This is a genomic window from Psychrobacter sp. T6-1 (assembly GCF_052258445.1).
The window spans coordinates 1-21,644 of the sequence record NZ_JBQQFC010000018.1 but is presented as its reverse complement, the minus strand read 5'-3'; the positions used below and the strand labels follow the sequence as shown (position 1 = coordinate 21,644).

Here is a 21,644-nt window from a genome sequence, read left to right as displayed (position 1 = left end):
TACGGACGTCGATCAGCCTAGAAATCTTGCAAAAAGCGTTACGGTTGAATAGGTTTAAAGCGTAAAAATGAGCGTAATGTACGCGAGTAATAAAGTATCATACTGAGTAATAAAGTATCATACTGAGTAATAAAGTATCATACTGTTGACTCCGCTATTACCCCCTGCTAAAGTTTATATAACTTTAGCAGGGGGTTTTTATGCTTTCAAAAAAACAAGAAAAGTGGCTTAAAGAAGGTAGAGGTCAGGGGGAGTTTGCCGATTACAAACCTTGGATAAAAATATCTGATATATCGTCGTCAGGTCGCTCCCATAGAGTTTTCGGTCACAAAACGAGACGTACTCATCATTTAATGTCTGATTTAGAGCTAGCAACATTTCTATTTCTTGAATGGAGTCAAGAAATCATAGATATTCGAGAGCAATTTCCTCTTAAATTTGATGAAACTTTTCAGATTGCAGAGAATATGCAAGTAAAGCACCCTGCTATTAGAGGCAATACTCATGTTATGACATCAGACTTTTATGTTGTGAGCTCTGATAAAGAGCTTAGCCAATTTGTTTTGCAGGCAAAATATTCAAAAGACCTAATGAAGTCCAGAACTATAGAGAAACTAGAGATAGAGCGTCGATACTGGCACTCTAAAGGTATTTCGTGGCAGATAATCACTGAAAAAGACATACCTATAGCCATTCAAAATAACATTAAATGGCTATATCCAGAAACTACTCTAAATAGGTCAATTGATACTCAAGACAGTCTGAATTTTTACGCTAAGGAATTTACCAAATATCCTGAAAAAAGCATTATTGCTGTGTGCAAAGATATTGATACTGCATATTTCAGTGAGGTAGGCAATTCGCTTAATGAGTTGAGAACATTATTAGGGCTAAGGTTCTTCACATTCGACCTTCGCATAGACTTCAGAAAGCTAAAGTGTAGCGACATTCAAATAAGTAACTCTCATTATTGGGACTTGATGACTGAGGAGCTTGGATATGTTGCGAATCAATGATGTTTATAGTAATCAAGGTTCAATGTATAGAATACTAAGCCTTTTACCAGAGCAAGTTGTTTGGATTGAGATTGATCGTACATCCGCATTGCCTGAACTTGTACTTATTAAGGATCTAGTAAATCTGATTGAAGAGGATGTGTGTTATATCACTGACGACCCTCATCAGAGTTTACTGTTACAAAATCCAAAAGATGGCAGTAAAGCTCAGTTAAAACGAGATGAAAGTTATGAGCTTATTAAGCCTATTGTAAGTCACCCTTTATATTACCTTCCAGAGGAACGTGCAAAGTTCATTAATGAGATTGTTGACTCTAAAAGAAGTACAAAACAAACGCTATATCGGTTACTTCGTAGGTATTGGCAAAAAGGCCAAGTACCTAATGCTCTACTTCCGAACTATAAGAATTCTGGAGCGAAAGGAAAAAAGCGTATTGCTAAAGATAAAGAGCTAGGTAGGCCTAGACTTTATAAGGAAGGCGTTGCTGCCGTTATTAACGAAGATGTAGAAAGGCTCTTCTCAATTACTATAAATAAGTACTTATTAAACGATAGCAAGCATACAGTCGTCTATGCTTACCGAAAGTTTAAAACAATCTATCGCTCTTTAAATCCAGATGTTAAAGAAGAAGACTTTCCTAGTATCTGGCAGTTTAAATACTTTTATGACAAGAACTTTACTTCCGTTCAAAGACTCAAAGCGAGACATAACAAAATTAGTTATAACAAAGATGTGAGACAGTTAAGATCGACTGTTAATACTCAAGTTCTTGGACCTGGCTCACGCTATGAGATCGACGCTACTATTGCAGATATTTATCTAGTATCTGATTCAGATAGACAGAGTATTGTAGGTCGTCCAGTTATTTATTTCGTTACAGATGTGTTTAGCCGCATGGTAGCAGGTTTTTATATTGGATTTGAAAATCCTTCCTATGCCACGAGTGTTCAAGCCTTAGAGATGGCGGTAGCGGATAAACAAAGTCACTGTAAAAATTATGGCATTAATATCACAGCTGATGACTGGCCATGTATAGGCTTGCCAGATGCAATTCTCGCAGATCGTGGAGAGTTACTAGGTCATCAAATTGAGACCTTGGAAAAAAGCTTTTCAGTTCGAGTAGAGAATACACCTCCTTATCGTGGCGACTTAAAACCTATTGTGGAGCGTTACTTTAAGACGATGCAGGCAAAGTTCAAACCATTTGCGCCAGGAGTAGTCACAGGGGTTAAAGAGAAGAAAAAAGGTGGCAAAGACTATCGCCTAGACGCCGCTTTGACAATTTCAGATTTCAAAAAAATTATTATTAATTCAATTTTGATGCATAACAATGCTCATCAATTAAGTCACTATGATAGAGATAGTGATATGCCGTCTGACTTACCTTTAGTTCCTATTGAATTATGGAATTGGGGATTACAACATCGAACAGGTAGGCTTCGTGCTGTCTCAGCGGATGCTTTATACATAGCGCTATTACCTCGAAAAAAAGCCACCATTTCAGATTTAGGTGTCAAGCTTTTTGGTAATTACTATATTTGTGCTGAAATAAGAGAAAAAGGCTGGCTTCATCGGAAAAACACAATCAATAGACCTAAGTCTATTAAAGTTGCTTACGATCCTTTAGATGCGAATACAATTTTTATCTTTTATGAACAAGATAGCCTCAATTATTGGAAAGCCCATTTATCCGATAGATCAAGAGAGTTTAAGGGCTGTAGTTTTTGGGAAGTGTGGCAAATACAAGAAGAGCAGAAAAAAACAGCTGCTAATCAGGAGCTTAAAAGTAGTTTCGCATTAGAAACCCTTGAACGAGAAAATGAAAAAATCATAAAAGAAGCTATTAAGGCTAAACGAACAGCATTTAAAAGCAAGTCAGCTCAGTTAGCTAATATTAATGATAACAAAAGGTTAGCTAAAGATAAGGAGCGACAGGACAGGCAGAGAAATAAGTTTAAAAAAGGTGAGTTAATTCAACTGCCTACGACCAAAAAAATCACGAAAAGTCAAACTGAATTTGATGATGAGGAGCTAGCGCTTAAGTTCCCAATTTATCATGATATTTTATCTGAAGATGACTGATTATAGAATGTTGGAGACAGTAATGATTAATGCAGTTTATAAAGAAAGCTTTGGTTCTTATAAAGGGAATCCCTTCATTGAAGCACTGCCTGACATCCTAGAACCAGAACAAGTGGTTAAAAAACTTAAAGGTAATATAAAGCTCAATCATTCTGACTGTCAGGCTTCCTCTTCTATTCGAGCACATTTGATATCTCAAATGATGGGACTGTTTTTTCAGCCTATCAACCGTCATATTGATCTTGAGAAGAAGTTATCAATAATGATTCGTGAAGGCTATGTTGGACGTAATCCTAAAGACGGCTCTTTAAATACTCATCTTCAAAATGGCTATGAGCGTTTAATGTCTGGTAAGAACGATATGGTTAGATTTCCTACTGTGACCTCTACAGCTCGTAGCTTGGCATTTATAGGTTGCTCAGGTAGCGGCAAGACGACCACCCTTAATAAAATTCTATCGACTTACCCTCAAGTTATTTATCATTCAGAATTAAACTTTACTCAAATTGTTTACTTAAGAGTAGATTGTCCGCACGATGGTTCACTTAAAAGCTTATGCCTTCACTTTTTTAGAGCAATTGACCAAGCTTTAGACTCTAATTATGAAAAAAAGTATGCGCTAAAACGACACAGTATTGAAACTTTATTGAATTTGATGCGTCAGATTTCTAATCATCATGCTATCGGACTGTTAGTAATAGATGAAATACAACATCTCAGTGTTAATAAGTCTGGCGGTGCTGAGAAAATGTTGAATTTTTTTGTGACGCTAGTAAATACGGTAGGTCTTCCTGTCGTTATGGTTGGAACACCAAAAGCTAGATTTATATTTGAAGGAGACTTAAGATCAGCTCGACGTGGAGCAGGTTTTGGCTCGGTTTTTTGGGAGCAGATGGCACAAGAACCAAATATAGTTTTAGCAGATGGTAAAATATATAAATCTGAATGGAACAGGTTTACAGATAATTTGTGGAAGTATCAATGGTTGAAAAAAGCAGATATTATCTTATCTGATGATGTAAGAAGTCGTTGGTATGATCTGTCACAAGGCATTTTAGATATCGTAGTTAAGCTTTTTGTACTAGCTCAACTCAGAGCCATAGATTCAGGGATAGAGCGTATTACGGTTAAACTACTGCAGACCACTTATGATGAAGATCTAAGACCTATACATCCTATGATAGAAGCCTTGCAATCTGGTAGAGCAGACAAAATTGCCGAGTTTTCAGATCTAGTAGTACCCGACATTGATAAAAAGTTACTGCAGCTTCAAAGTAAGCTACATCAAAAGAAGTCTGAGTTCGATGAGGTATCAGAATATCAGGGGTGCGAACTAAGCATCAGATTACATCGTATGTTAGTCGATATGGGGCAAGACTCTCCTCTACTAATACCGACGGTTAAACAAGCAGTTTCTGAGCTACCTGAGGCATCTATGGCTGATTTGATACCTACCATTTTAGAATGGTTGAAAGAGGTTAAAGTTGGAAACAGATATTTAAAAGATGACTCTCGAACGATTGATCTTACCAAAAAATCGAATTATATCAAACCAAAGGATTGGCATACGCTTGACTCTGAAGATTTACGCTATCAGTTCACTCAAAAAGAAAGGGATGATTCATTTTATGAACACTTAAAAGATTCTACATCGCTAATATTTGATATCAATGATTGGCTACCTAAGGTGAGTTGATATGATCAATCTCCCTATTCCGTATGACGAAGAGCTAATTTATAGCACAGTTGCTAGGTATAAGATTAGAGCTGGGTTGATTAGTCCAAAGCAGTTATTAGATGATATTTTTGAAGACAGAGGTGTGGTTGCAACCGTTGATTTGCCATGCCATTTATCTAAAATAACGAATCACTATCCTCATAACCGTTTTAATCTAAATTATATTGCATACCAGTATACTCTTTTTCCTTTGTATGCTCCTTTTATCCCTGAGTCTAGGCGACAAGAATGTTTGCAATGGATGGCTAGTCATTCACAAGGCTCTATTCACTTAGCAATAGGGAGTAATGCATCAAGACTGCCCTCTGTAAAATATATCCGTTACTGCCCACAATGTTTTAATGAGCAGTTTAAAGCCTATGGTGAGTGGTATTGGTCACGTATGTGGCAAATCCCAGGCATAACTTGTTGTAGCAAGCATGGAACATTAGCGGATTCTTCAGTTGAATATCGCCCCAACTCCCGTCATGATTTTATTGCCCCTACTCCCCATAACTGTATTTTAATGCAACAAGAAAGCATCAGTAAAGATGATAAGTTTCTCATCTCTAAAACAATTGAGCTTTTCTCCTTAGCCGAACAATCTTCTCCGACTTTTGCGCAGTGGACTACTTTTTACCACGGTTTAGCTCGATCTAGTAATTGTATAAGAGGTTCTAAACATATTGACCACCTTCGTATACTAGAAAAGGTAAAAAAAAGATGGTCATTAGAGTTATTGGAAACGAACAATCTTCATAGACTTAACAGTGAAACAGGTTGGCTTCGCGGTATTTTTCGTAAACATCGTAAATCGTTCAGTTATCTTGAGCATATTGTTGCTATTGAGTCTTTATTAGAGCAAGAATGGTCTTTTGAAGAAATAATGGTGCAGGTGAAAAGCCAGACAACTTCATTGCCAAGCAAAATTACACAAGCAAAAAGTAACATAAAGCCTGACAGTGAACTGATAGAAGCTAATCGAAACATCTGGATGGGACTGATTAAAGAAAACCAATCTATCAAAGGTGCTAGAAAAATCAATCAAGCTCTTTATGCATGGCTATATCGTAACGATAAGACATGGTTTATTAATACAAACAAAAACTATCATCAACGTCACATACCTAAAGGATTCACTGTAGATTGGCAAAGGCGAGATAGCGAGTTTGTGAAGTCTTTGATCAAAATAAATGATCACACATGTTTCGACTTAACATTACCTCGTAAATCAAAAAAGTGGTGGATGAATCAAACTGATTCAATCTCAATGATTGAAAAAAATCAAGATAAGCTACCTTTAGTCTCAGCATTTTTGAACAGATATAGCGAAGACATTAGTAACTATCAAATAAGACGGTTAAGCCATGTGTTGATTGGTAGTATATTAAACAACCAGACTCTACAGCGTTGGGAGGTATTACGACTGGCTAAATTGAGTGATGAGCGCATTACTCCTGAGTCTAGTCGGTTCCTAGAAAAGGCGCATAATATAGCAGATATGCGAATAAATAAGGTAAGCATATGATGGTTAAAGGTTTTCCTGTAGACTCAAAAATAATGTACGTTGCTAATGTCTTCAAATTTAAACATTCGAAGACATGGAGCCTTGAGCTATGTGTAAAAAGCGATAGACAAAAACAGGTATTACATACCAGGCTATCAAATCTACCAGCTCTCGCAAAAAGAAGAGTTATAAATCCTTCAGATGGGCAGTCTCGTAAGGGTGGTTATTCGTTTTTTTTAAGTAATATCTCTACTGCTAATTGGCAAGTAGGTATCGACTCAGAAGGGGGTGGTAACACCTTTGTATTTGACTATATCAGAGCAGATGATTCAACAGTAACGGTCCATATACCACAGATTGAATTTGCACGAGTTTTATTTTTCCATAATGCTTATCTTGCTCGAAACTGTATTGATCACGGATTACTCAGTAGAGAGTTTTGGATTAAAGACATGCAAGATGATTCGGTATTGGTAAATGTTTTGCCTATAAGCTCTCTACCTTTAAAAATTTTTGATCATGAAGGCCAAAGACGCTTACTGGCCTGGATACTAATAGACAAGAACGCCCGTTCTTCCTATGAAAGTATTGCAAAAAATTTTATTGAAGAAGTTCAGGAAACTGAAGACAAAAAAACATGGCGCTTTAAATTCAGTCCGCCACGGCTTGATAATATCTCGCTAGAGACTAGAGGCCAGTTGGATAAGGACACTGACAATTACTATATTCATGAAATTCTAGGTATCAGTAATATTTCTTCCTCTTTGCCTAAAAAAGTGCCGTTTTATAGTGAGAAGTTCAAAGCTAATAAGAGAGGCGGCGATACAGGTAACGCAGCTAAGCCAAATGGTTCAGTAAGTAGTGATACTATTGATGATCAGCAAGAAGCAGATATTGACTCTAAACCGAAAACGATAGAGGTGCCAACAACATCCTTTAGCTTTGCAACTCCAATAGAAACTCGAAAGGTTGTCAAAAAAAGAGTTCCAGGCGCACAAGGAGCAAAAACTGAAGATTATGATGAGTTAGTAGAACTAGATCTTGGTACAGATGAGACCACAATTGACGGCACAGCATGCCAAGCGGACTTTGCAGGTCTTGATGATGACAGCGATGTTTTAGAACTGTATATGCAAAGATTTGAAGCCTTTAAGCTACTCATCAAAATGTTATTAGAACGACCTAAAACTGACTGTACTGAAAAACTACATTTTTTACCTGCTGTTGGGCGCTCTAGGCTACATAGAACGATGGACGGCAATAGACGGTCTTTACTTGAAGTAAGAGTCAAAACTGATACTTCTCATTTCGTCATTTTGGAGATAGATACTACTGACAACTCTAAGCCAATATCGACCTTAATAATAAAAACCAATGATTTAGATTACTGGAACGATCATATGGATGAGTTTCTGATCTTAGTTGTTAAGAGATCACTGCGTTGGCCTAATTCCAGTTATTTAAAAAAATTTGACGATGTGCACACCTTGAACCATCCTAAAGGTATGCTCGAACTTACTGAAAGTAGTGACGATTTTATACGATGGCAAAAGCGATTGGATACGGTTCTAGGTTTAGCTGAATGATTGCGGATGCTTAATATAAAAAACGAGCATAATTATATGGTTTTCATTGAATGAGTAGTTTTGTCACTCTTAAAAACATCTCATCAGTTTCATCACTTGCTATAGAAGCAACAGCCGTCATACCCCAGAATAATTCACCAAATAGCTCAATAGCTATTAATAAGTGCTCAGCTGATAAATTAATGCTTATGAATTTAGAGGGTATATGCAAACCTTCATTAGTTCGACTAAAATACAACGACTTTTCTCTAAGAGCTGAGTATTTCCCTGTTTCATAGTTCATTATTATCTCTTCAACTCTCTCTTTACCAATACTGTTATATAAGCGTTCAGAAAATAGAAATAAAGGGTCGATAGAGATCCTATGCTTTTTGCCATGATTAAAGAGAGGGTCTTTCGATCGCTTCACTCTCTGCTTCGTTTCTAGCTCTCCTCTTGAGCGCATGTGACCAGCGTGCACTTTGGCAATTTCCTCGAATACAGTAATAGATAAAAATAGCGAAGGTGCTGCACTGTCAGCCATTAATAAGGTATATGAAGCTTTTATCAAATCAAAGATATGCATAATAGCAGCGTTATACTCATCTCTATTATGTAATCCTATATAACCATCAGAAATTGATAGAGATGCTTCGTATGCTATATGGTGACCTGTACTTTTCACTACGTTACTCCCTGTTAATGAATATCCATGACAATTGCAAAGCCTTCAATAGCTTTCGGTATTCAGCTGTAGCAAACTGTATAAGCTACCAGTCCTAGAACGTGGAACTAGATAGCCTATTTTTTGAGATGAAATATCTATCCTAAAGACTTCAGAAGCTTGTTACTATCTAAATTATAGCCTGCTTCACTGAGCTCTTTTGATAGCACCTGTTTCCAAGCACCAGCATTATCTAACTGGTTCCAAATAACACCGCTAAAATCTGTCGGAATGTCTAAGTCACCTGATTTGAATGCACATACTTTATGCCGTCCGAGCTTCCCCATAAAATAACCTAACTCTAGAATCACATTTTGACGTGCTCGAGGTTGGTAATTATCTGCATTTTTCGATTTACCCATATCATCTGGAGTCAGTAATATAATTGCAAACCCTACATCTGCATAATGCTCAATTTTTTCAATAATCGTTTTATTACCACTTGCCTGTTCATGAAGAACAATAGCTTCAAAGTCATTTTTTTCTAGAAAACGCGCCATCATTTCTTTTGCATGATCGTCATGCCCATGAACGACAAATATTTTTCTATTAGATTGAGCTACAGCGTTAGCATCATGTGTCTTAAGCTCAGGCTCAATTTTGCTATTTGAAGCAACATATTCTTTGTAGTCGCGTACAAAGGGGATTATTAGCCCTCTAACTAAGTTATGAATAGAGGAGATTATTTTACGGTCGCGGCTATTAAAAAATACATGCGCAAAGTTGGAAGCATAATCTGTGTTATTACCTAGTTTTTGGACTAATGCATACTTTAAACCTAAATCGTTTTCATCATCACCAGTCCATTGTAATTTACTAGTACCCACCATTCCTTGCTGAGTAGCATAGCTCGCCTCTAGAAACTTTTCTAAATCAATATTTTGAGTAAGTGTTTCATTGAAAGATTGTAAGTCTTCATGGCGTAATAACTGAGCTAGTTTTTCAAGCAACCCTTCATAGGTTTGACTTTGTGAGGCTTGGAGATCTAACAAGGTATTATCGATTTTTTTGAATAGATCAACGGCCATTTTCATTCTCCTCACTATCAGCTTGTATTCTTGCTTCACTTGCTTTATCTATAATCATTTGCCTATATTCTGCCTTGATGCCGTCAGCCATGTCGATAGCCACGGGATTTGAAGCGTAGTTTTCGAACTTTTTGTCAACCATATTTTCCATTTGAACAATAGCTAACTCAATGCTTTCAGCACTTTCAGCGTCAAACTGTATGGTTCCTAGATCACCTTCAAGCTCACGTGTCACTTTTCCCAACTCACTTAATGTCTTGTTTAGTTGATCCAGCCCTTTTATCTCAAACATCTTATCTACTCCTGTTTCATGACTATCAGTTTTTATAAAGTTATAATAGCAGGTTAGTTCGTTAACAGTGCATATTAGCCAAGCATATACGTCAGTATATGTCGCTTGAAATATTTACATCATTGTTTGGATAGAATGACTTCGTCATAATGGATTTTTTCCTAAATTCTATGTAACTGCTGTCTATCCTACATCAATACTTATAAAGGGTTTGATAAAGATTCTCTTACTTAGCGTTCAAAAACGGCAGCACCTTTGCTTTATAACTAAGAGTATAATCTTCCAAAAAACTGGCATATAAGGATGCCAGAAAATCTAGAATACAGAAGGATAGTTACTTCATATTAGAAAAATTAGATCCCTTAATAAGGTTTATGTTTCCTATAGCATTAGCATTAGCATTAGTTATTATTTTTATATCTGGGTTTTGGGACGATTACTGAGACCAGGACTTAATGGTAAGCTTTGTATCAGAGCTTGGAGAAAATGATATTAAAAAAGAGCCTAAATCTTTCTGAATTAGCTAATTGTATGAAATAATAATATTATTACGTTCGATTCTGAATTAATCTTTGAAAGAAAAATACTAAAACGGATTATCAGTACTATGGAAAACGAAGAAAGTTTGTTCACGTTAGAAGGTCTCAAGGTAGAGAACCTTAAAGCAGCTAAAATTGATAAAGATGTTTTGATAGAGATATATCGAGACTATATAAAAAATCAAGAAATACTTAAACAGCAAGCTGAGTACTTTGCCAATATCTTACATCTTGGAGAAGAGATTAATTCAGTAAAAAGAAGAGTAAAAGATCCACTGCACTTATTAACTAAGATAGTAAGGAAGAGAAGGAAAGCCATTGAGGATAAAGAAGACTCTCCATACTTAGATATCAGTGTCGATAACTATAAAAGCATAGTTAACGATTTGGTTGGAATTAGAGCTATATACCTCTTCAAAGAAAACTGGGCATTAGTAAATAATTTTATACTAGATCATTTTAGTGTATGTAAAGATGAAAAAATTACGATAAACCATGCTATCGATGATGATTTAAGTTTCTATTTAGAAAGTGGAGGTATGAGTAATGATTATAACTATGAACTAGAAGAAAGAGTTTCTCGATATCGTTCCACACATTACATTATAAGTGGTATCTCACCCCAAGTTTTCAAATTTGAACTTCAAACGCGTACTATATTAGATGAGGCATGGGGAGAAATAGATCATCATATCCGTTACCCAGATTTTGAACATAACGAAGATCTAAAACGTAAAATGTCCATTTTAAATGGTGCTATCAGTGGATGCGAAGAGCTTACCTCAAACTTTTTCAAAGATTTTAACGAGCTAAGGATTAAGATCAACAATGAAAGTGAATTATTAGATGATGAAAGCCCATCTGAACCGTCATCGACTCAAGAAGAAACGAGTAATTCTCGCTCCAACGTTACAGAGTTTATAGAAGATTCTGCTAAAGTCACAGACGAACTGTGGGACAGACTGATTGAAAGTGCTGAGATAGCCAGAGCTAAAGAAAGATTACTAAAAAGTAAGGAAGTAGTAAATCACAGAATGATCAATGAGAAACACTTCAAGAACAGTAAGAAAATGTTAGAAAACTACCTATTACGTGGCATAGTCTTAAATCTAGAGGGAAACCCAAATATTAAGAAGTCTGAGCATAAAAAACCTTCTACTTCCATTCATCAGTACAAAAAAATGATTGGAGACGTATCTAAAGATATTCCTATCAAAAAAGATGATGAAGAGGAAGGGGAAGATTAATATTGAAAGTATCTTAAGAGACGAGACCTTCCTGAAATTTGTTTGAGTACTGCTAAAAGCTAGCTACACAATTTTTAGGAAAGGTTCAACTGCTGGTTTTTTAATAGTCATAAAAGACAACAGTTATTTATGACTGTTAAAAAACCACTTAGGTAGCGCTTGCATTCAGTTCAATGGTTTTAAAGGTATGCGGTCTAGCTTACCGAGTAATTTATACGAGATCTTTCATTTTAATCTCTAGCGCATCACATATCTCATACGCCTTCTTGAGCGTAATATTTTTCTCACCGCGCTCAATATTTCCCATATAACTTCGATCTATACCTGCCATCTCTGCCAGTTTTTCTTGAGATATCCCTTTGTCTTTTCGCACCTCACGAACGCGCTTTCCAAAGGCAAGTATACGCTCATCTGTCGTCATCTCATTAACCACTGCTAAAAATAGCAATACTCACAGTGGTGGGCTATAATATCCACGGGATATAGTCGGTATTAAGAGGTGGGTGTGAAAACTGAATTAGAGTATCAGCCAGATATTACAGAAACTAATAAGCTTATCTGTGAAAGATACTGGTTAAGAGAAGGCGATAAACGAAGTGGCTTTATATATACCTGTAGAGAGATAGGTCAAGAGTTTGACTCTAAGCATCAAGATATACCTAGTATCGTTAAGGCAAATGCTCATCTAGTCGTACTAGATTGCCAGTGTGTAGACTGTGGTAAACCTAAGATTTGCTATACTCGTTCACAACTTATTCACTTAAAGCCTGATAGGTGGCAATGTGACGAGTGTTGGAACATTTTTCTAGAAAGAAGAGAGCAAGAGCATCTAAAGCATTGTCTTGAGCAAGAACGTTTAAAAGAAGAGCAAAGACAAGCAGCTCTTGAATATATTAATGATTACAGAGGCACTCAATTAGCTGATGTCCCGTCAGTAACTGATCTTCATGAAGTAGATAGGCTTTTACTTGCTGCCACTATAGACAGCCTAGGAACAGAGAATCTAAAAACAACGATATCTCTACGTAACAATCTATCATTAGCTTTGTCACCATTCTTTGGGTTGGATGAACATATACTCCATCATCTTTTTAAATTGAACCTACTCCTATTAGCTCCTGAAGAGAACTATGACTACGTTAATGTTAATAGTAAACGAGAACTAGAAATTGATTATCATCAGGTAAATTTTGAGTTTGCTTATGGTACTGACGATCTCACTAAAGCAATGTTGGATGCTAAATCTAAGAAGAATATCAGTTCCTTAGTAGCTAATCCTCAGTTTGAAAGTTGGTGCCAGCAAATACAGCTAGGAGAATGTTTGAGCTATTTGATTACTAGGTCAAAGCTAAATGACTTGGCACCGCCTATTGGTGAAAAGCTCGTAAGCCTATTTAGAGCGTGTTTAGCTGAATGTTCTGTATCTGTTATGCACTATATAATTTATAAAGCAGTTGAAAGTGCGGCTGCATATGTACGAAAACCAAATATTACTAGGAAGCACGCATCAAACTCTATTTCAGGTAACATCGAGCGGGTCTTTGGTAAGATATGCAGTGGCAGTTGGCATCCCAATAAGTCATTTCGTGACGCTAGTCATGCCCAGTCTGCTATGGCTAAAGTCTTTTTCGACTATGTGTTTGGAATAGAGGATTGTGGTTTTAACTATACTCTCAATGAGCTATTTAGTCCTTATAAACCGAAGCAGGTTCTTGAACAGATGGGTTATTCAACTCTCGGAAGTGCGCAAAGTACAAACTACTCAATTACAATCAATGATTTGAAGTAGTGTAAAACACAAAGAACCAAATCTAGTATGAGGAACTTATACTAAGGCCAAATACTAAGTGTATTTGGCTTTTTTAATAACTCTAATAATAAACTAGAAAGTAAGGCGACAACAGTTGTCGTATATTGTTGAGTTATTAATAAGAGCTGATGCCTAAAGCACTTAATAATACGATAATATTGATATGATTATGGACACTCATAATAAAAGTGAAATGAAGTAGACTGAAATAACTCAAGAATTTAAAACTTGGTTTTATATATCATAGAAAGGATTAAAGATGCTGAAAACGGATGAAGCCTTAAGCATAGCAAACGAAGACAATACGAAACCAGTTATAAAAGATATCAATAAGCTTCTACGTGTCGCATTAATCAACAGTTACCCTAAAGGTCAAAGCCACCTCATTGAAGTTGGTGATAACACAATCATTACGGGGCGCAATAGCGCAGGCAAAACCACCCTGATGGGAGCAGTCATTCCTTTTTTTGGCACTAGATTGAGTGAGGTTTCTAAAAAGAATGAAGCGGTTAAAAGCTTTATTGACTTTTATATTCCTTATGATGACAGCTACTTGGTTTATGAATACAGAAGACAGGGCGAAAAAAAATGCGTGATCCTCAGGCGGAGCAGTGAGGGGCAACAAATTTTCAACTTTATCAATGCTGGATACAATGAAACCTGGTTTGTCACAAAAGATGCTACCAATCAGCGAAGGTTTAGGCAGTTTGAAGAAGTTAAAAGCACAATCGAATCTCAAGGTTTTAACGTCTCAAATAATATCAAGCAACTGGCTTACGAGGCCATCATATCTAATTGTCCTAATAGGCGCTTAAAAGCCTCTATTCGTTCATCCAAAGCTCTACAAACCATCAATGAGCTTCGTCCTGATTACTCACTGGCTGTCGGTAGAGGTAGTTTCTACGGGTTTTCCTTAATCGCTAGCAATATTCTAAAAAGTAAAATTGAGTTTGATCAAATATGTGAGTTTTTGGTTGAAGCAATGAAGACAGAAAATAAAGTTCAGAATAATGAGATTTCTATAGACTCACAAGGGGTTGATACCAATAAGTGGCTTTCAGATCGCAACTCATGGAATGAGGTTGAGCAACTTAGAAGTAAGTTTAACGAACTAGGCCAATATGTTGAGCAAAATGCTTCTAATCAAAACACCCTATCGATAATAGTTAAGACGCTCAGAGGCTTAGTCAAAGCCTTTGATATAAAGATCGTAGAAAATAAAACCATTGAAGATGATCTCAAATTAAAAGTTGAAGCTATAGAACAAGCAATTACCCAGATTAAAATTGCTTGGGATAAAGAAAAAGGCCAATTGCAGAATGAAGTAGATGATCTGAGCTCTAAGATAATAAAGCTTAAAAGAGCGAAACGAGATTTTGAAGAGGGTGTACCTGGGCATCATCAACCATTGGCCATATTACAAAATATGATTAGAGAGATCCCGTCACTTGAAGAGCAAATAAAGCACGAGAATGAGCGACTCAAAACTCTACGCAAAGACGAGATGGATGCTACTAAAGTCATCGAAAACATCAAAGAGCAACTTGCTAAAGACTTAAAGCAAATAGAGTCTAAAAAAAATGGTTTAGTTTCTCAACAAGCGTTAATGCTACAGCAGATTAAAACGGGTTACTACGAGTCTCTTTCAAACCTAGGTGATGATAAGGCTGCTAAGCTTAGCCTTATTAAAAAAGAGTACGAAATCAAGTCTAGTGCCATCAAGGAAAAACATACCCAGCTTATTATCGATAAGAATAACCTGGAATCAGAGTTAAAAAATATTAAATGTAACCTCGAGCTTGCCAAGGAAATGGAGAGCTTAAAGCTCAATTTAGACAATGCTAAAACTCAACTTAATCAGGACATAAAAAATCAAAGAACAGCTGAAAAATATCTAGATGAGACCAGTAAGGAGTATGAAAAACTACAAAGAGAGCATGAACGCTTATTAAACGATATCGCTGATAAGACCTCTGATATTGATGACCTATATGCTTTGCTCAAAGATGACACATTACTCAGTTTCCTATTGAGAAATGAAGCCGATGAAGTACTTTCGCCTTTGATAAATCAGATACGAAAAAGTATCGACCCATCCCTATTCAACCGCTCTGACCTATCACCACAGTGGCTTGCACCTAAAGAATTAGACAACGAGACTCTGTATGGGCTGTATCTTGATACATCAAACATAGACACTACTAATAATCCTAAAAAACTACTTACCCTTGAAAGTATTACTGAGCACAGACTTGTGTTAGAGGATGAGATATTAGAACGTAGAACTAATATCTCATCACTCGAAAAAACAATTCATCAAGCCAAGATTACTAAGAAAAAAGCCAATGAGGATGTCTATAAGGCAAATACCAATGTGGTTAACACTGAAAAAGATATCGAAAATAAACAAGCGACGCAAAAACAGCTAGAAATAAGAGCTGAAAACGAAATTGAAGAAGCTAAGAGTAAGATTGAGAACCAATTAAACGAAATTAATAACCAAATTAATAACCAAATATCAGCTTCCGAAACTGTTGATACCCAGATGAACATCTCTGAGCAGGAGATAGTAAGCCGTCACAAATTGGCTATTGAACAACTAGAAGAAGATAAGAAAAAAAGAGAACAGGTGGTAGAGCAACAATACGTTGAAGAAATTGAAGGCTTGAAGCTTGAAGCTGATCAGTCTCAAGAGCGTCATGATAGGGCTATTGATGAAAATGGCTACGATGATAACGTTATAGCCCAAACTATAGCCAAAGTGCAGCACCTATCCACAAAGTTAGATGTTGCTGAAAAAGCCAAAATACGCGTTAAGCACTATTACGAGTTTATTGATGAAGAATATCGAGATTTACCTATGCTGTTTGAAAAACGCAATGGTCTATCAATTGAGCTAGTAGATAAACAAGCGGCTTTTGATAAAGCTCTGATATCTAAGCAGGAAGATGTCAAATCCCTTGACGAGAGAGCCAAGGATATTAATGGTCGAATTGATAGAGCACAAATCGATCTAATAAGCATTAAAGAAAGTCTAGGTAATGCCAATAACGCTTTTGATAAAGCTTTGGTTGTGGATCATACCTTGCAGCCTGAATATACGGGACATTCTTTGCAAGACTTGCATAATGCAAGCTTAGCAGTCTTGAACGATGCCAAATCTTTGGTTCGCGACACTAAAAAGAATATGGAAAAAGGTATTTATGCACTAAAGGCCATAAGAAAGCCCTTTACCGCCAATGGGTCTATGTTTGAGAGCTTAATGTCTGACAGTATCTTACTCAGTATACCTGATCAGGAAAACTGGTACATACAAGCTAAAAAGTTTAGCGACTACCTACACAATGAGCATGAAATTAAAAAAGATACACTCATTGGCCAGTATCGAGTCACCGCTCACCAAGTTAGAGAATTTAAATCAAAGCTAGATGATGCTCATAATAGCTTGAGTAATTTTTCGAAGCGTATTAATACCAAATGCAAAGAGGTTTGTGAAAAACTAGAAGCTTTAGCCATTGAGGAGCTTCATATAGCTATAAGTTCGGGAATCAAAGAAAACAAATGGTATTCCACCTTGGCTGATTTCACTGATGCGCATCAAAGATGGGCTAATGAGGACATCCATGACACAACGCGTATGCCTAATCAGGAGCTGCTGTCCAAATTACAACTCGTGCAAGACTATATTGGTCAAAACCAGATGAATATCAAACTGTCAGAGCAGTTTAGTTTCAGTCTAAGGATCAAACAGGTCGGCGGTGAAATCAAGGAAACCAAAAGAGCAAAGGTATTTAAAGATATGGGGTCAAACGGCACCATGCGTATTGCTCAGCTCATCATTTATATTTCTTTGCTCTCAGTTATATCAACCACATCGAGCGATGAGGTCGAGCTGAAATTCTTTATTGATGAAATTGGCGTGTTAGATCCGCAAAATACTCGTGAGTTATTAAACTTGCTACAAAAACTTGGTATATCAGCAATGTGCGCCGCTCCTGAGAATCCAGATGATGAGGTTGTCCCCTTATTCGCTAATAATATTGCCTGCCATCACAATAAAACCAGAAATATGTACTCAATCTCTCAAACGGATGATATGTATATGTTGACTCAGGATTCAGAACTTGAGGAATTTGGAGTGTTTTCCTAATGAAAGAGCATGAAATACTAAGATTGTTAATGAACAATAAATTTATATGCTCTGTGAGTTATCCAGAGGCATATAGGCATCTAAGAGATAACAAAGTAGCCTATGATCGTATGGTGTCTCAGCTACAACCATTTGGGGTCAATCTAGTCACCCTCAGTGATGGGGAGGTTTATGCTGGTTTAAATAATATACCTAGTGACTCTGACAGAAGAGCAGTGGTTAAACAGTTTAATGAAATTTATCATGACATAGCGCCTATAGTAGAAATGATTGCTTGCCTATCAACAGCCGATGAAGGTAATGTATTAACTGTTGGTGAAAATCTAAGCCAAACAGAGCTGGTTTTAGAAGCAAATAATAACAAGCATTTTGCAAGTATGCTAAACGAGGTTTCTGAGATCACAGGCGCTTCTAAAAAACCCAATGACGAAAAGGTAGCTGCTCTTTTAGAAAGACTCCAGAAGCACGAAATACTGAAGTTGGTTGAACCCAATAAAAAGATTTATCGAGCAACAGGAAAAATTGGCTATATATATGATGTATTTGATTATATTGCTGAAAACATATTAGATGAGCCCACTGAAGAGATCTTTGCTGAGCAGCAAGGGCTTGGGTTATGAGTAAAGTCAGCCTCAGGTTATCGGAAGAAACAATCAGAACACTTGGTAGAGCTGTAACTGATAAAGCTGATTTGATTTATCAAGCCTACTCTCCTAATGGCTGCTATGAGTTGGTCAACGATAAACATAAACAGTATCAGATACTACAAGACAGTGGTGTTATCAGTATCAATCCTAATAACATTACCCTAGGCTCAAACTTTACAGCAATCTTAAAGAATCTGGATAGAAAGTCTCGTAATGCAAATATTGCTCCTGATATTGAACTGTCTAAACATCAGATCAGTAATGAGGTTGCCCTAGCGCAAATACAGTCAGATTCGTTTGAAGATGAAAGTGAAGAGATGATGCATTTGGCTAATATACGAGATATCTGCATCTCCATCGCTGAATATCTTGGGCGTGAGATGGCTGATATCGAGTATGTCATCAACTCTGATCTAAACAACACATCAAACGTTAAGGTAAAAAGACAGATTCTTGAAGGTTTAAATAAAAAGATCAAACTTCAACTCGAAAAAATAGAAATATTAAGTCGCGATGAACTCCGCAAACTACATGGCGAGTATACGCCAGCGGCAGCTATACTGAATGAGTATTTGGCGGATTCTATTTCTAGATTCAATCTTGAAATGGGAGTCCACTTACAAAAAATCCTGATATTAATTGATAAACTGAAAAAAGAGCAAGATCAGAAAAGTAGGAGGCTTTGGCTATTACGCAAGGCTTTAAGAAACAGTCAACTCGTTCCTGAAAAAATAGATATTGAGTATAACGATATTGTGGATAAAGGCTTAGCTTTTGGTGGTATGACTTTGGCTGGCACTTTGCACAATATTGAAACTGTAGATGACAGCGAATTTCTTTTCTCTGTGGTAGGTAAAATTAGCGCCAAAAAGCCCAAACGCAAGAGTGATAATCTATACAAAGGTGAGTATGAGGAGTTTGACCGAGAACATAAGAAACCACCACCCTCCCCTGAAAAATTGCTTGTTATGCAGTATATGGCCGATAATTGCGACATGCCTTTTACCAAAGCCTTATCTGTCAGGGAGTACTGGGATTTGTCAGGTTTGAAGCGCAAGATACGCTACAAAGCCTTTTTAGCCTTGTTCTTAAAAGTAGCAAAAAGTGATTTTATTGACGACAGGATCATTAAATCTAAAGGTCAATTTAACTATAAAGTTTATTTAAAATCACTAAACCTTTCTGATACTTGCGACACACGCTATGTCATCGATGCTAAATATATAAAGTTTAATAGAAACGAAGAGTCGCCATCAAAGGACCAGATATGGAAGTAGACCTAGAAAAATCCTTAAATACAGCGGGTAAACTTGATTACTTGAAAGAGAAGATGATACTGGGGGTGAAATTCGCTACCTATCGAAGCCCTGACAATATCCTTGTATTATTGGCGTCTTTTGACCCCAGTATTGGCTACACAGAAAATGGAAAAGTGATCATTAATATGGGTGGCTGGGGCCGTATTAGAGAGATCGTAAAAGCTCAAACAGGGATAGACCTACTCAGACACAATTTAAATGAGCTAAAAGGTAGAGACCGTGTAGATAACACAGCCATCACAACTAACGATAAATTATTAAGTAAAGCACCTACCAAAGGCTTTCTTGAGTGTCGTCTACTAGGTAGTGAAGAACATATTATTAATGTATCAAACAACTACACGCATAAGCAAACTCAAGAGAATGCCTATTTAGGTGTGGAAATTAACGACCTCACTGATTGGAATATCGATAACATTATAATCATAGAGAATTTTAATGCATTTTGTAGATTTAATGAGCAGCATGCCAAGCTAGTAAAAGGGTTAACTGGCGCAGTAACTGTGCTTGCCTATCGAGGTCATAACAATAAAAATATAACTTCTATATTGAAAGCTTTAGCTCAAAAAGACTGTAAACGCTATATCTTTGCTGACTATGACTTGGCTGGTCTGAAAATAGCTGAATCGATGTCAAAAACCCTCAAAGCTCACGGATATATACTACCTAACAAACCTTGGATGCAGACTGAAAAATATATCGAGATGAGCGTTAAAGAGAATCGTAAGAAACAGTCTTCTATTCAAACAAGTTTACCCAGCTTGACACCCTACTTTGAGCATATTCGTGATAAATATTTAGCTGTACCTCAAGAGACGTTTATGGCAAGAAAAATTCCATTGAAGATTATCGACATTTAAGCTAATTCATATGAATATGTAGAAATGATTTTCTACTGAGGTCTAAGTTAGTCCTAGTATAATTCTTAATTTTTCCATTCAACTAATAATATATAAGGTAGAGATAATGCTAGAAGTTGATTTTTTTGAGCAAAGTGGTGTTTACTTCCGAATAATTGGTAACTACTTCCTACTAGGCGATGGGTCAAGTGGTCATATTAGATATCTAAAAGAATCAGTAGAAGAGCTTTGCGAAGTAGTTCATCTTAAAACTGAAATAGATTGGGTGCCTATAGATAAATACTTAGAAGATAACAAAGAAAGTTACGGAGAGTTTGAAAACTGGAACAAAATAGCATCTGAGCTACCTGAGGACGTCTGGAGTGCTGTGCATTGGGCATTAGTATTAATTGAACAGCGAAAAGGGACGGTTGAGTTGTCTAAATCCTCAAAAGCTGAAGTTCGGCGAATGGTAGCTCATGCGGGTTATCGATTAAGTTATCTCGCTAATGATAAAGATGATAGTGTGCGTAGAGAAGTTGCTGAACAAGGGTATAATTTATCAGGCTTTATAAAAGACAGCTCTTGTTATGTGAGAGAAGCTGTTGCTGAACAGGGTCATGGTCTAGATGTATTATATAAAGACAAAATAACTGCTGTTAGAGTAGCTGTAGCAAGGCAAGGTTATAGGCCAGATGTAATGATCGATGACAAGTCGCCTTATGTTAGAGCGGAAGTAGCTAAGCAGGGATATAGAATTGATAAGTTATCGAATGATAATAGTAAAATTGTTCAACGAGCGATTAAAGAATATGAGATGAATTAAGATAGAACCCATATAGAAATAGGTGACATAAAACCCCAGAAAGTGCTTAAAACATTAGTTATTCAGCTAAGATAAATGATTTGAATATAGTATATATTAGTACTTTCTCAGTATGATACTTTATTACTCCAAAATGCAACTTAAAGTTCTGATTACTATCATCCAGTATGATACTTTATTATTTTTGGTATTAATTTATAAGTAGCAAAATCAATACTTTACGAAAATATCAGTATGATACTTTATTACTCGGTGACACGTAAAAAATCCCCACTACTGTCTTGATAGTAGTGGGGATTTTTTATTAGACATTATAAAAATACTAAAAATTATCG

The 21,644-nt window shown here is 36.5% G+C and carries 16 protein-coding genes; 12 read left to right on the top strand and 4 right to left on the bottom strand.

Annotated elements, in window-relative coordinates; genetic code table 11:
- Positions 1-200: 200 nt before the first annotated feature.
- Genes ACTXGO_RS02510 through ACTXGO_RS02490 form a run of 5 tightly spaced genes read left to right on the top strand, consistent with a single transcriptional unit; the run spans position 201 to position 7,909 of the window.
- Complete coding sequence (locus ACTXGO_RS02510) at positions 201-1,016, top strand: TnsA endonuclease N-terminal domain-containing protein (protein ID WP_443573287.1); 816 nt, start codon at positions 201-203, stop codon at positions 1,014-1,016.
- A complete protein-coding gene (locus ACTXGO_RS02505) occupies positions 1,000-3,099 on the top strand; it encodes a Mu transposase C-terminal domain-containing protein (protein WP_443573286.1) in 2,100 nt (699 codons plus the stop codon). Before ACTXGO_RS02510 ends, ACTXGO_RS02505 begins: the two co-directional genes overlap by 17 nt.
- A 22-nt stretch (positions 3,100-3,121) precedes the next feature.
- On the top strand, positions 3,122-4,795 hold the full coding sequence (locus ACTXGO_RS02500) for an AAA family ATPase (protein ID WP_443573285.1): 1,674 nt from the start codon (positions 3,122-3,124) through the stop codon (positions 4,793-4,795).
- Position 4,796: 1 nt separating this feature from the next.
- A complete protein-coding gene (locus ACTXGO_RS02495; RefSeq protein WP_443573284.1) occupies positions 4,797-6,344 on the top strand; it encodes a TnsD family Tn7-like transposition protein in 1,548 nt (515 codons plus the stop codon).
- Positions 6,341-7,909 carry a Tn7-like element transposition protein TnsE gene (locus ACTXGO_RS02490; protein ID WP_443573283.1) on the top strand — a complete coding sequence of 523 codons (1,569 nt, stop codon included), beginning with the start codon at positions 6,341-6,343 and terminating at the stop codon, positions 7,907-7,909. Before ACTXGO_RS02495 ends, ACTXGO_RS02490 begins: the two co-directional genes overlap by 4 nt.
- 43 nt (positions 7,910-7,952) lie before the next feature.
- Here ACTXGO_RS02490 and ACTXGO_RS02485 read toward each other — a convergent pair whose 3' ends face one another.
- From ACTXGO_RS02485 to ACTXGO_RS02475, 3 genes are all read right to left on the bottom strand, one after another.
- Positions 7,953-8,573, bottom strand: a complete 621-nt coding sequence (locus ACTXGO_RS02485) for an AbiV family abortive infection protein (RefSeq protein WP_443573282.1) — start codon at positions 8,571-8,573, stop codon at positions 7,953-7,955.
- A gap of 137 nt (positions 8,574-8,710) precedes the next feature.
- The gene (locus ACTXGO_RS02480) at positions 8,711-9,640 is read right to left on the bottom strand and encodes a TIR domain-containing protein (RefSeq protein WP_443573281.1); all 930 of its coding nucleotides are present in this window, start codon (positions 9,638-9,640) and stop codon (positions 8,711-8,713) included.
- Positions 9,630-9,932 (bottom strand): hypothetical protein, encoded by a 303-nt coding sequence (locus ACTXGO_RS02475; protein ID WP_443573280.1) that lies wholly within the window; start codon positions 9,930-9,932, stop codon positions 9,630-9,632. The genes ACTXGO_RS02480 and ACTXGO_RS02475 overlap by 11 nt, the downstream gene beginning before the upstream one ends.
- A gap of 607 nt (positions 9,933-10,539) precedes the next feature.
- Here ACTXGO_RS02475 and ACTXGO_RS02470 point away from each other — a divergent pair.
- Positions 10,540-11,718 carry a hypothetical protein gene (locus ACTXGO_RS02470; RefSeq protein ID WP_443573279.1) on the top strand — a complete coding sequence of 393 codons (1,179 nt, stop codon included), beginning with the start codon at positions 10,540-10,542 and terminating at the stop codon, positions 11,716-11,718.
- Between the two features lie 211 nt (positions 11,719-11,929).
- Here ACTXGO_RS02470 and ACTXGO_RS02465 read toward each other — a convergent pair whose 3' ends face one another.
- The gene (locus tag ACTXGO_RS02465; protein ID WP_443573288.1) at positions 11,930-12,139 is read right to left on the bottom strand and encodes a helix-turn-helix domain-containing protein; all 210 of its coding nucleotides are present in this window, start codon (positions 12,137-12,139) and stop codon (positions 11,930-11,932) included.
- Positions 12,140-12,223: 84 nt separating this feature from the next.
- Between ACTXGO_RS02465 and ACTXGO_RS02460 the strand changes: the two genes are divergently transcribed.
- The 6 genes from ACTXGO_RS02460 (at position 12,224) to ACTXGO_RS02435 (ending at position 21,309) form a co-directional block, all read left to right on the top strand.
- Positions 12,224-13,507, top strand: coding sequence for a hypothetical protein (locus tag ACTXGO_RS02460; protein ID WP_443573278.1), 1,284 nt, complete (start codon positions 12,224-12,226; stop codon positions 13,505-13,507).
- A gap of 280 nt (positions 13,508-13,787) precedes the next feature.
- On the top strand, positions 13,788-17,678 hold the full coding sequence (locus ACTXGO_RS02455) for an ATP-binding protein (protein WP_443573277.1): 3,891 nt from the start codon (positions 13,788-13,790) through the stop codon (positions 17,676-17,678).
- Positions 17,678-18,298 carry a condensin complex protein MksE gene (locus tag ACTXGO_RS02450; protein ID WP_201548674.1) on the top strand — a complete coding sequence of 207 codons (621 nt, stop codon included), beginning with the start codon at positions 17,678-17,680 and terminating at the stop codon, positions 18,296-18,298. The genes ACTXGO_RS02455 and ACTXGO_RS02450 overlap by 1 nt, the downstream gene beginning before the upstream one ends.
- A complete protein-coding gene (locus ACTXGO_RS02445) occupies positions 18,295-19,602 on the top strand; it encodes a hypothetical protein (RefSeq protein WP_443573276.1) in 1,308 nt (435 codons plus the stop codon). Before ACTXGO_RS02450 ends, ACTXGO_RS02445 begins: the two co-directional genes overlap by 4 nt.
- On the top strand, positions 19,593-20,504 hold the full coding sequence (locus tag ACTXGO_RS02440; RefSeq protein ID WP_443573275.1) for a DUF7281 domain-containing protein: 912 nt from the start codon (positions 19,593-19,595) through the stop codon (positions 20,502-20,504). The genes ACTXGO_RS02445 and ACTXGO_RS02440 overlap by 10 nt, the downstream gene beginning before the upstream one ends.
- Positions 20,505-20,610: 106 nt before the next feature.
- Positions 20,611-21,309 carry a hypothetical protein gene (locus tag ACTXGO_RS02435; RefSeq protein ID WP_201608394.1) on the top strand — a complete coding sequence of 233 codons (699 nt, stop codon included), beginning with the start codon at positions 20,611-20,613 and terminating at the stop codon, positions 21,307-21,309.
- Positions 21,310-21,644 lie beyond the last annotated feature (335 nt).

Coding starts and splice junctions, on each gene's coding strand:
- ACTXGO_RS02510 (WP_443573287.1), top strand. CDS start 201: ATGCTTTCAAAAAAACAAGAAAAGTGGCTTAAAGAAGGTAGAGGTCAG.
- ACTXGO_RS02505 (WP_443573286.1), top strand. CDS start 1,000: ATGTTGCGAATCAATGATGTTTATAGTAATCAAGGTTCAATGTATAGA.
- ACTXGO_RS02500 (WP_443573285.1), top strand. CDS start 3,122: ATGATTAATGCAGTTTATAAAGAAAGCTTTGGTTCTTATAAAGGGAAT.
- ACTXGO_RS02495 (WP_443573284.1), top strand. CDS start 4,797: ATGATCAATCTCCCTATTCCGTATGACGAAGAGCTAATTTATAGCACA.
- ACTXGO_RS02490 (WP_443573283.1), top strand. CDS start 6,341: ATGATGGTTAAAGGTTTTCCTGTAGACTCAAAAATAATGTACGTTGCT.
- ACTXGO_RS02480 (WP_443573281.1), bottom strand. CDS start 9,640: ATGGCCGTTGATCTATTCAAAAAAATCGATAATACCTTGTTAGATCTC.
- ACTXGO_RS02475 (WP_443573280.1), bottom strand. CDS start 9,932: ATGTTTGAGATAAAAGGGCTGGATCAACTAAACAAGACATTAAGTGAG.
- ACTXGO_RS02470 (WP_443573279.1), top strand. CDS start 10,540: ATGGAAAACGAAGAAAGTTTGTTCACGTTAGAAGGTCTCAAGGTAGAG.
- ACTXGO_RS02465 (WP_443573288.1), bottom strand. CDS start 12,139: ATGACGACAGATGAGCGTATACTTGCCTTTGGAAAGCGCGTTCGTGAG.
- ACTXGO_RS02455 (WP_443573277.1), top strand. CDS start 13,788: ATGCTGAAAACGGATGAAGCCTTAAGCATAGCAAACGAAGACAATACG.
- ACTXGO_RS02450 (WP_201548674.1), top strand. CDS start 17,678: ATGAAAGAGCATGAAATACTAAGATTGTTAATGAACAATAAATTTATA.
- ACTXGO_RS02445 (WP_443573276.1), top strand. CDS start 18,295: ATGAGTAAAGTCAGCCTCAGGTTATCGGAAGAAACAATCAGAACACTT.
- ACTXGO_RS02440 (WP_443573275.1), top strand. CDS start 19,593: ATGGAAGTAGACCTAGAAAAATCCTTAAATACAGCGGGTAAACTTGAT.
- ACTXGO_RS02435 (WP_201608394.1), top strand. CDS start 20,611: ATGCTAGAAGTTGATTTTTTTGAGCAAAGTGGTGTTTACTTCCGAATA.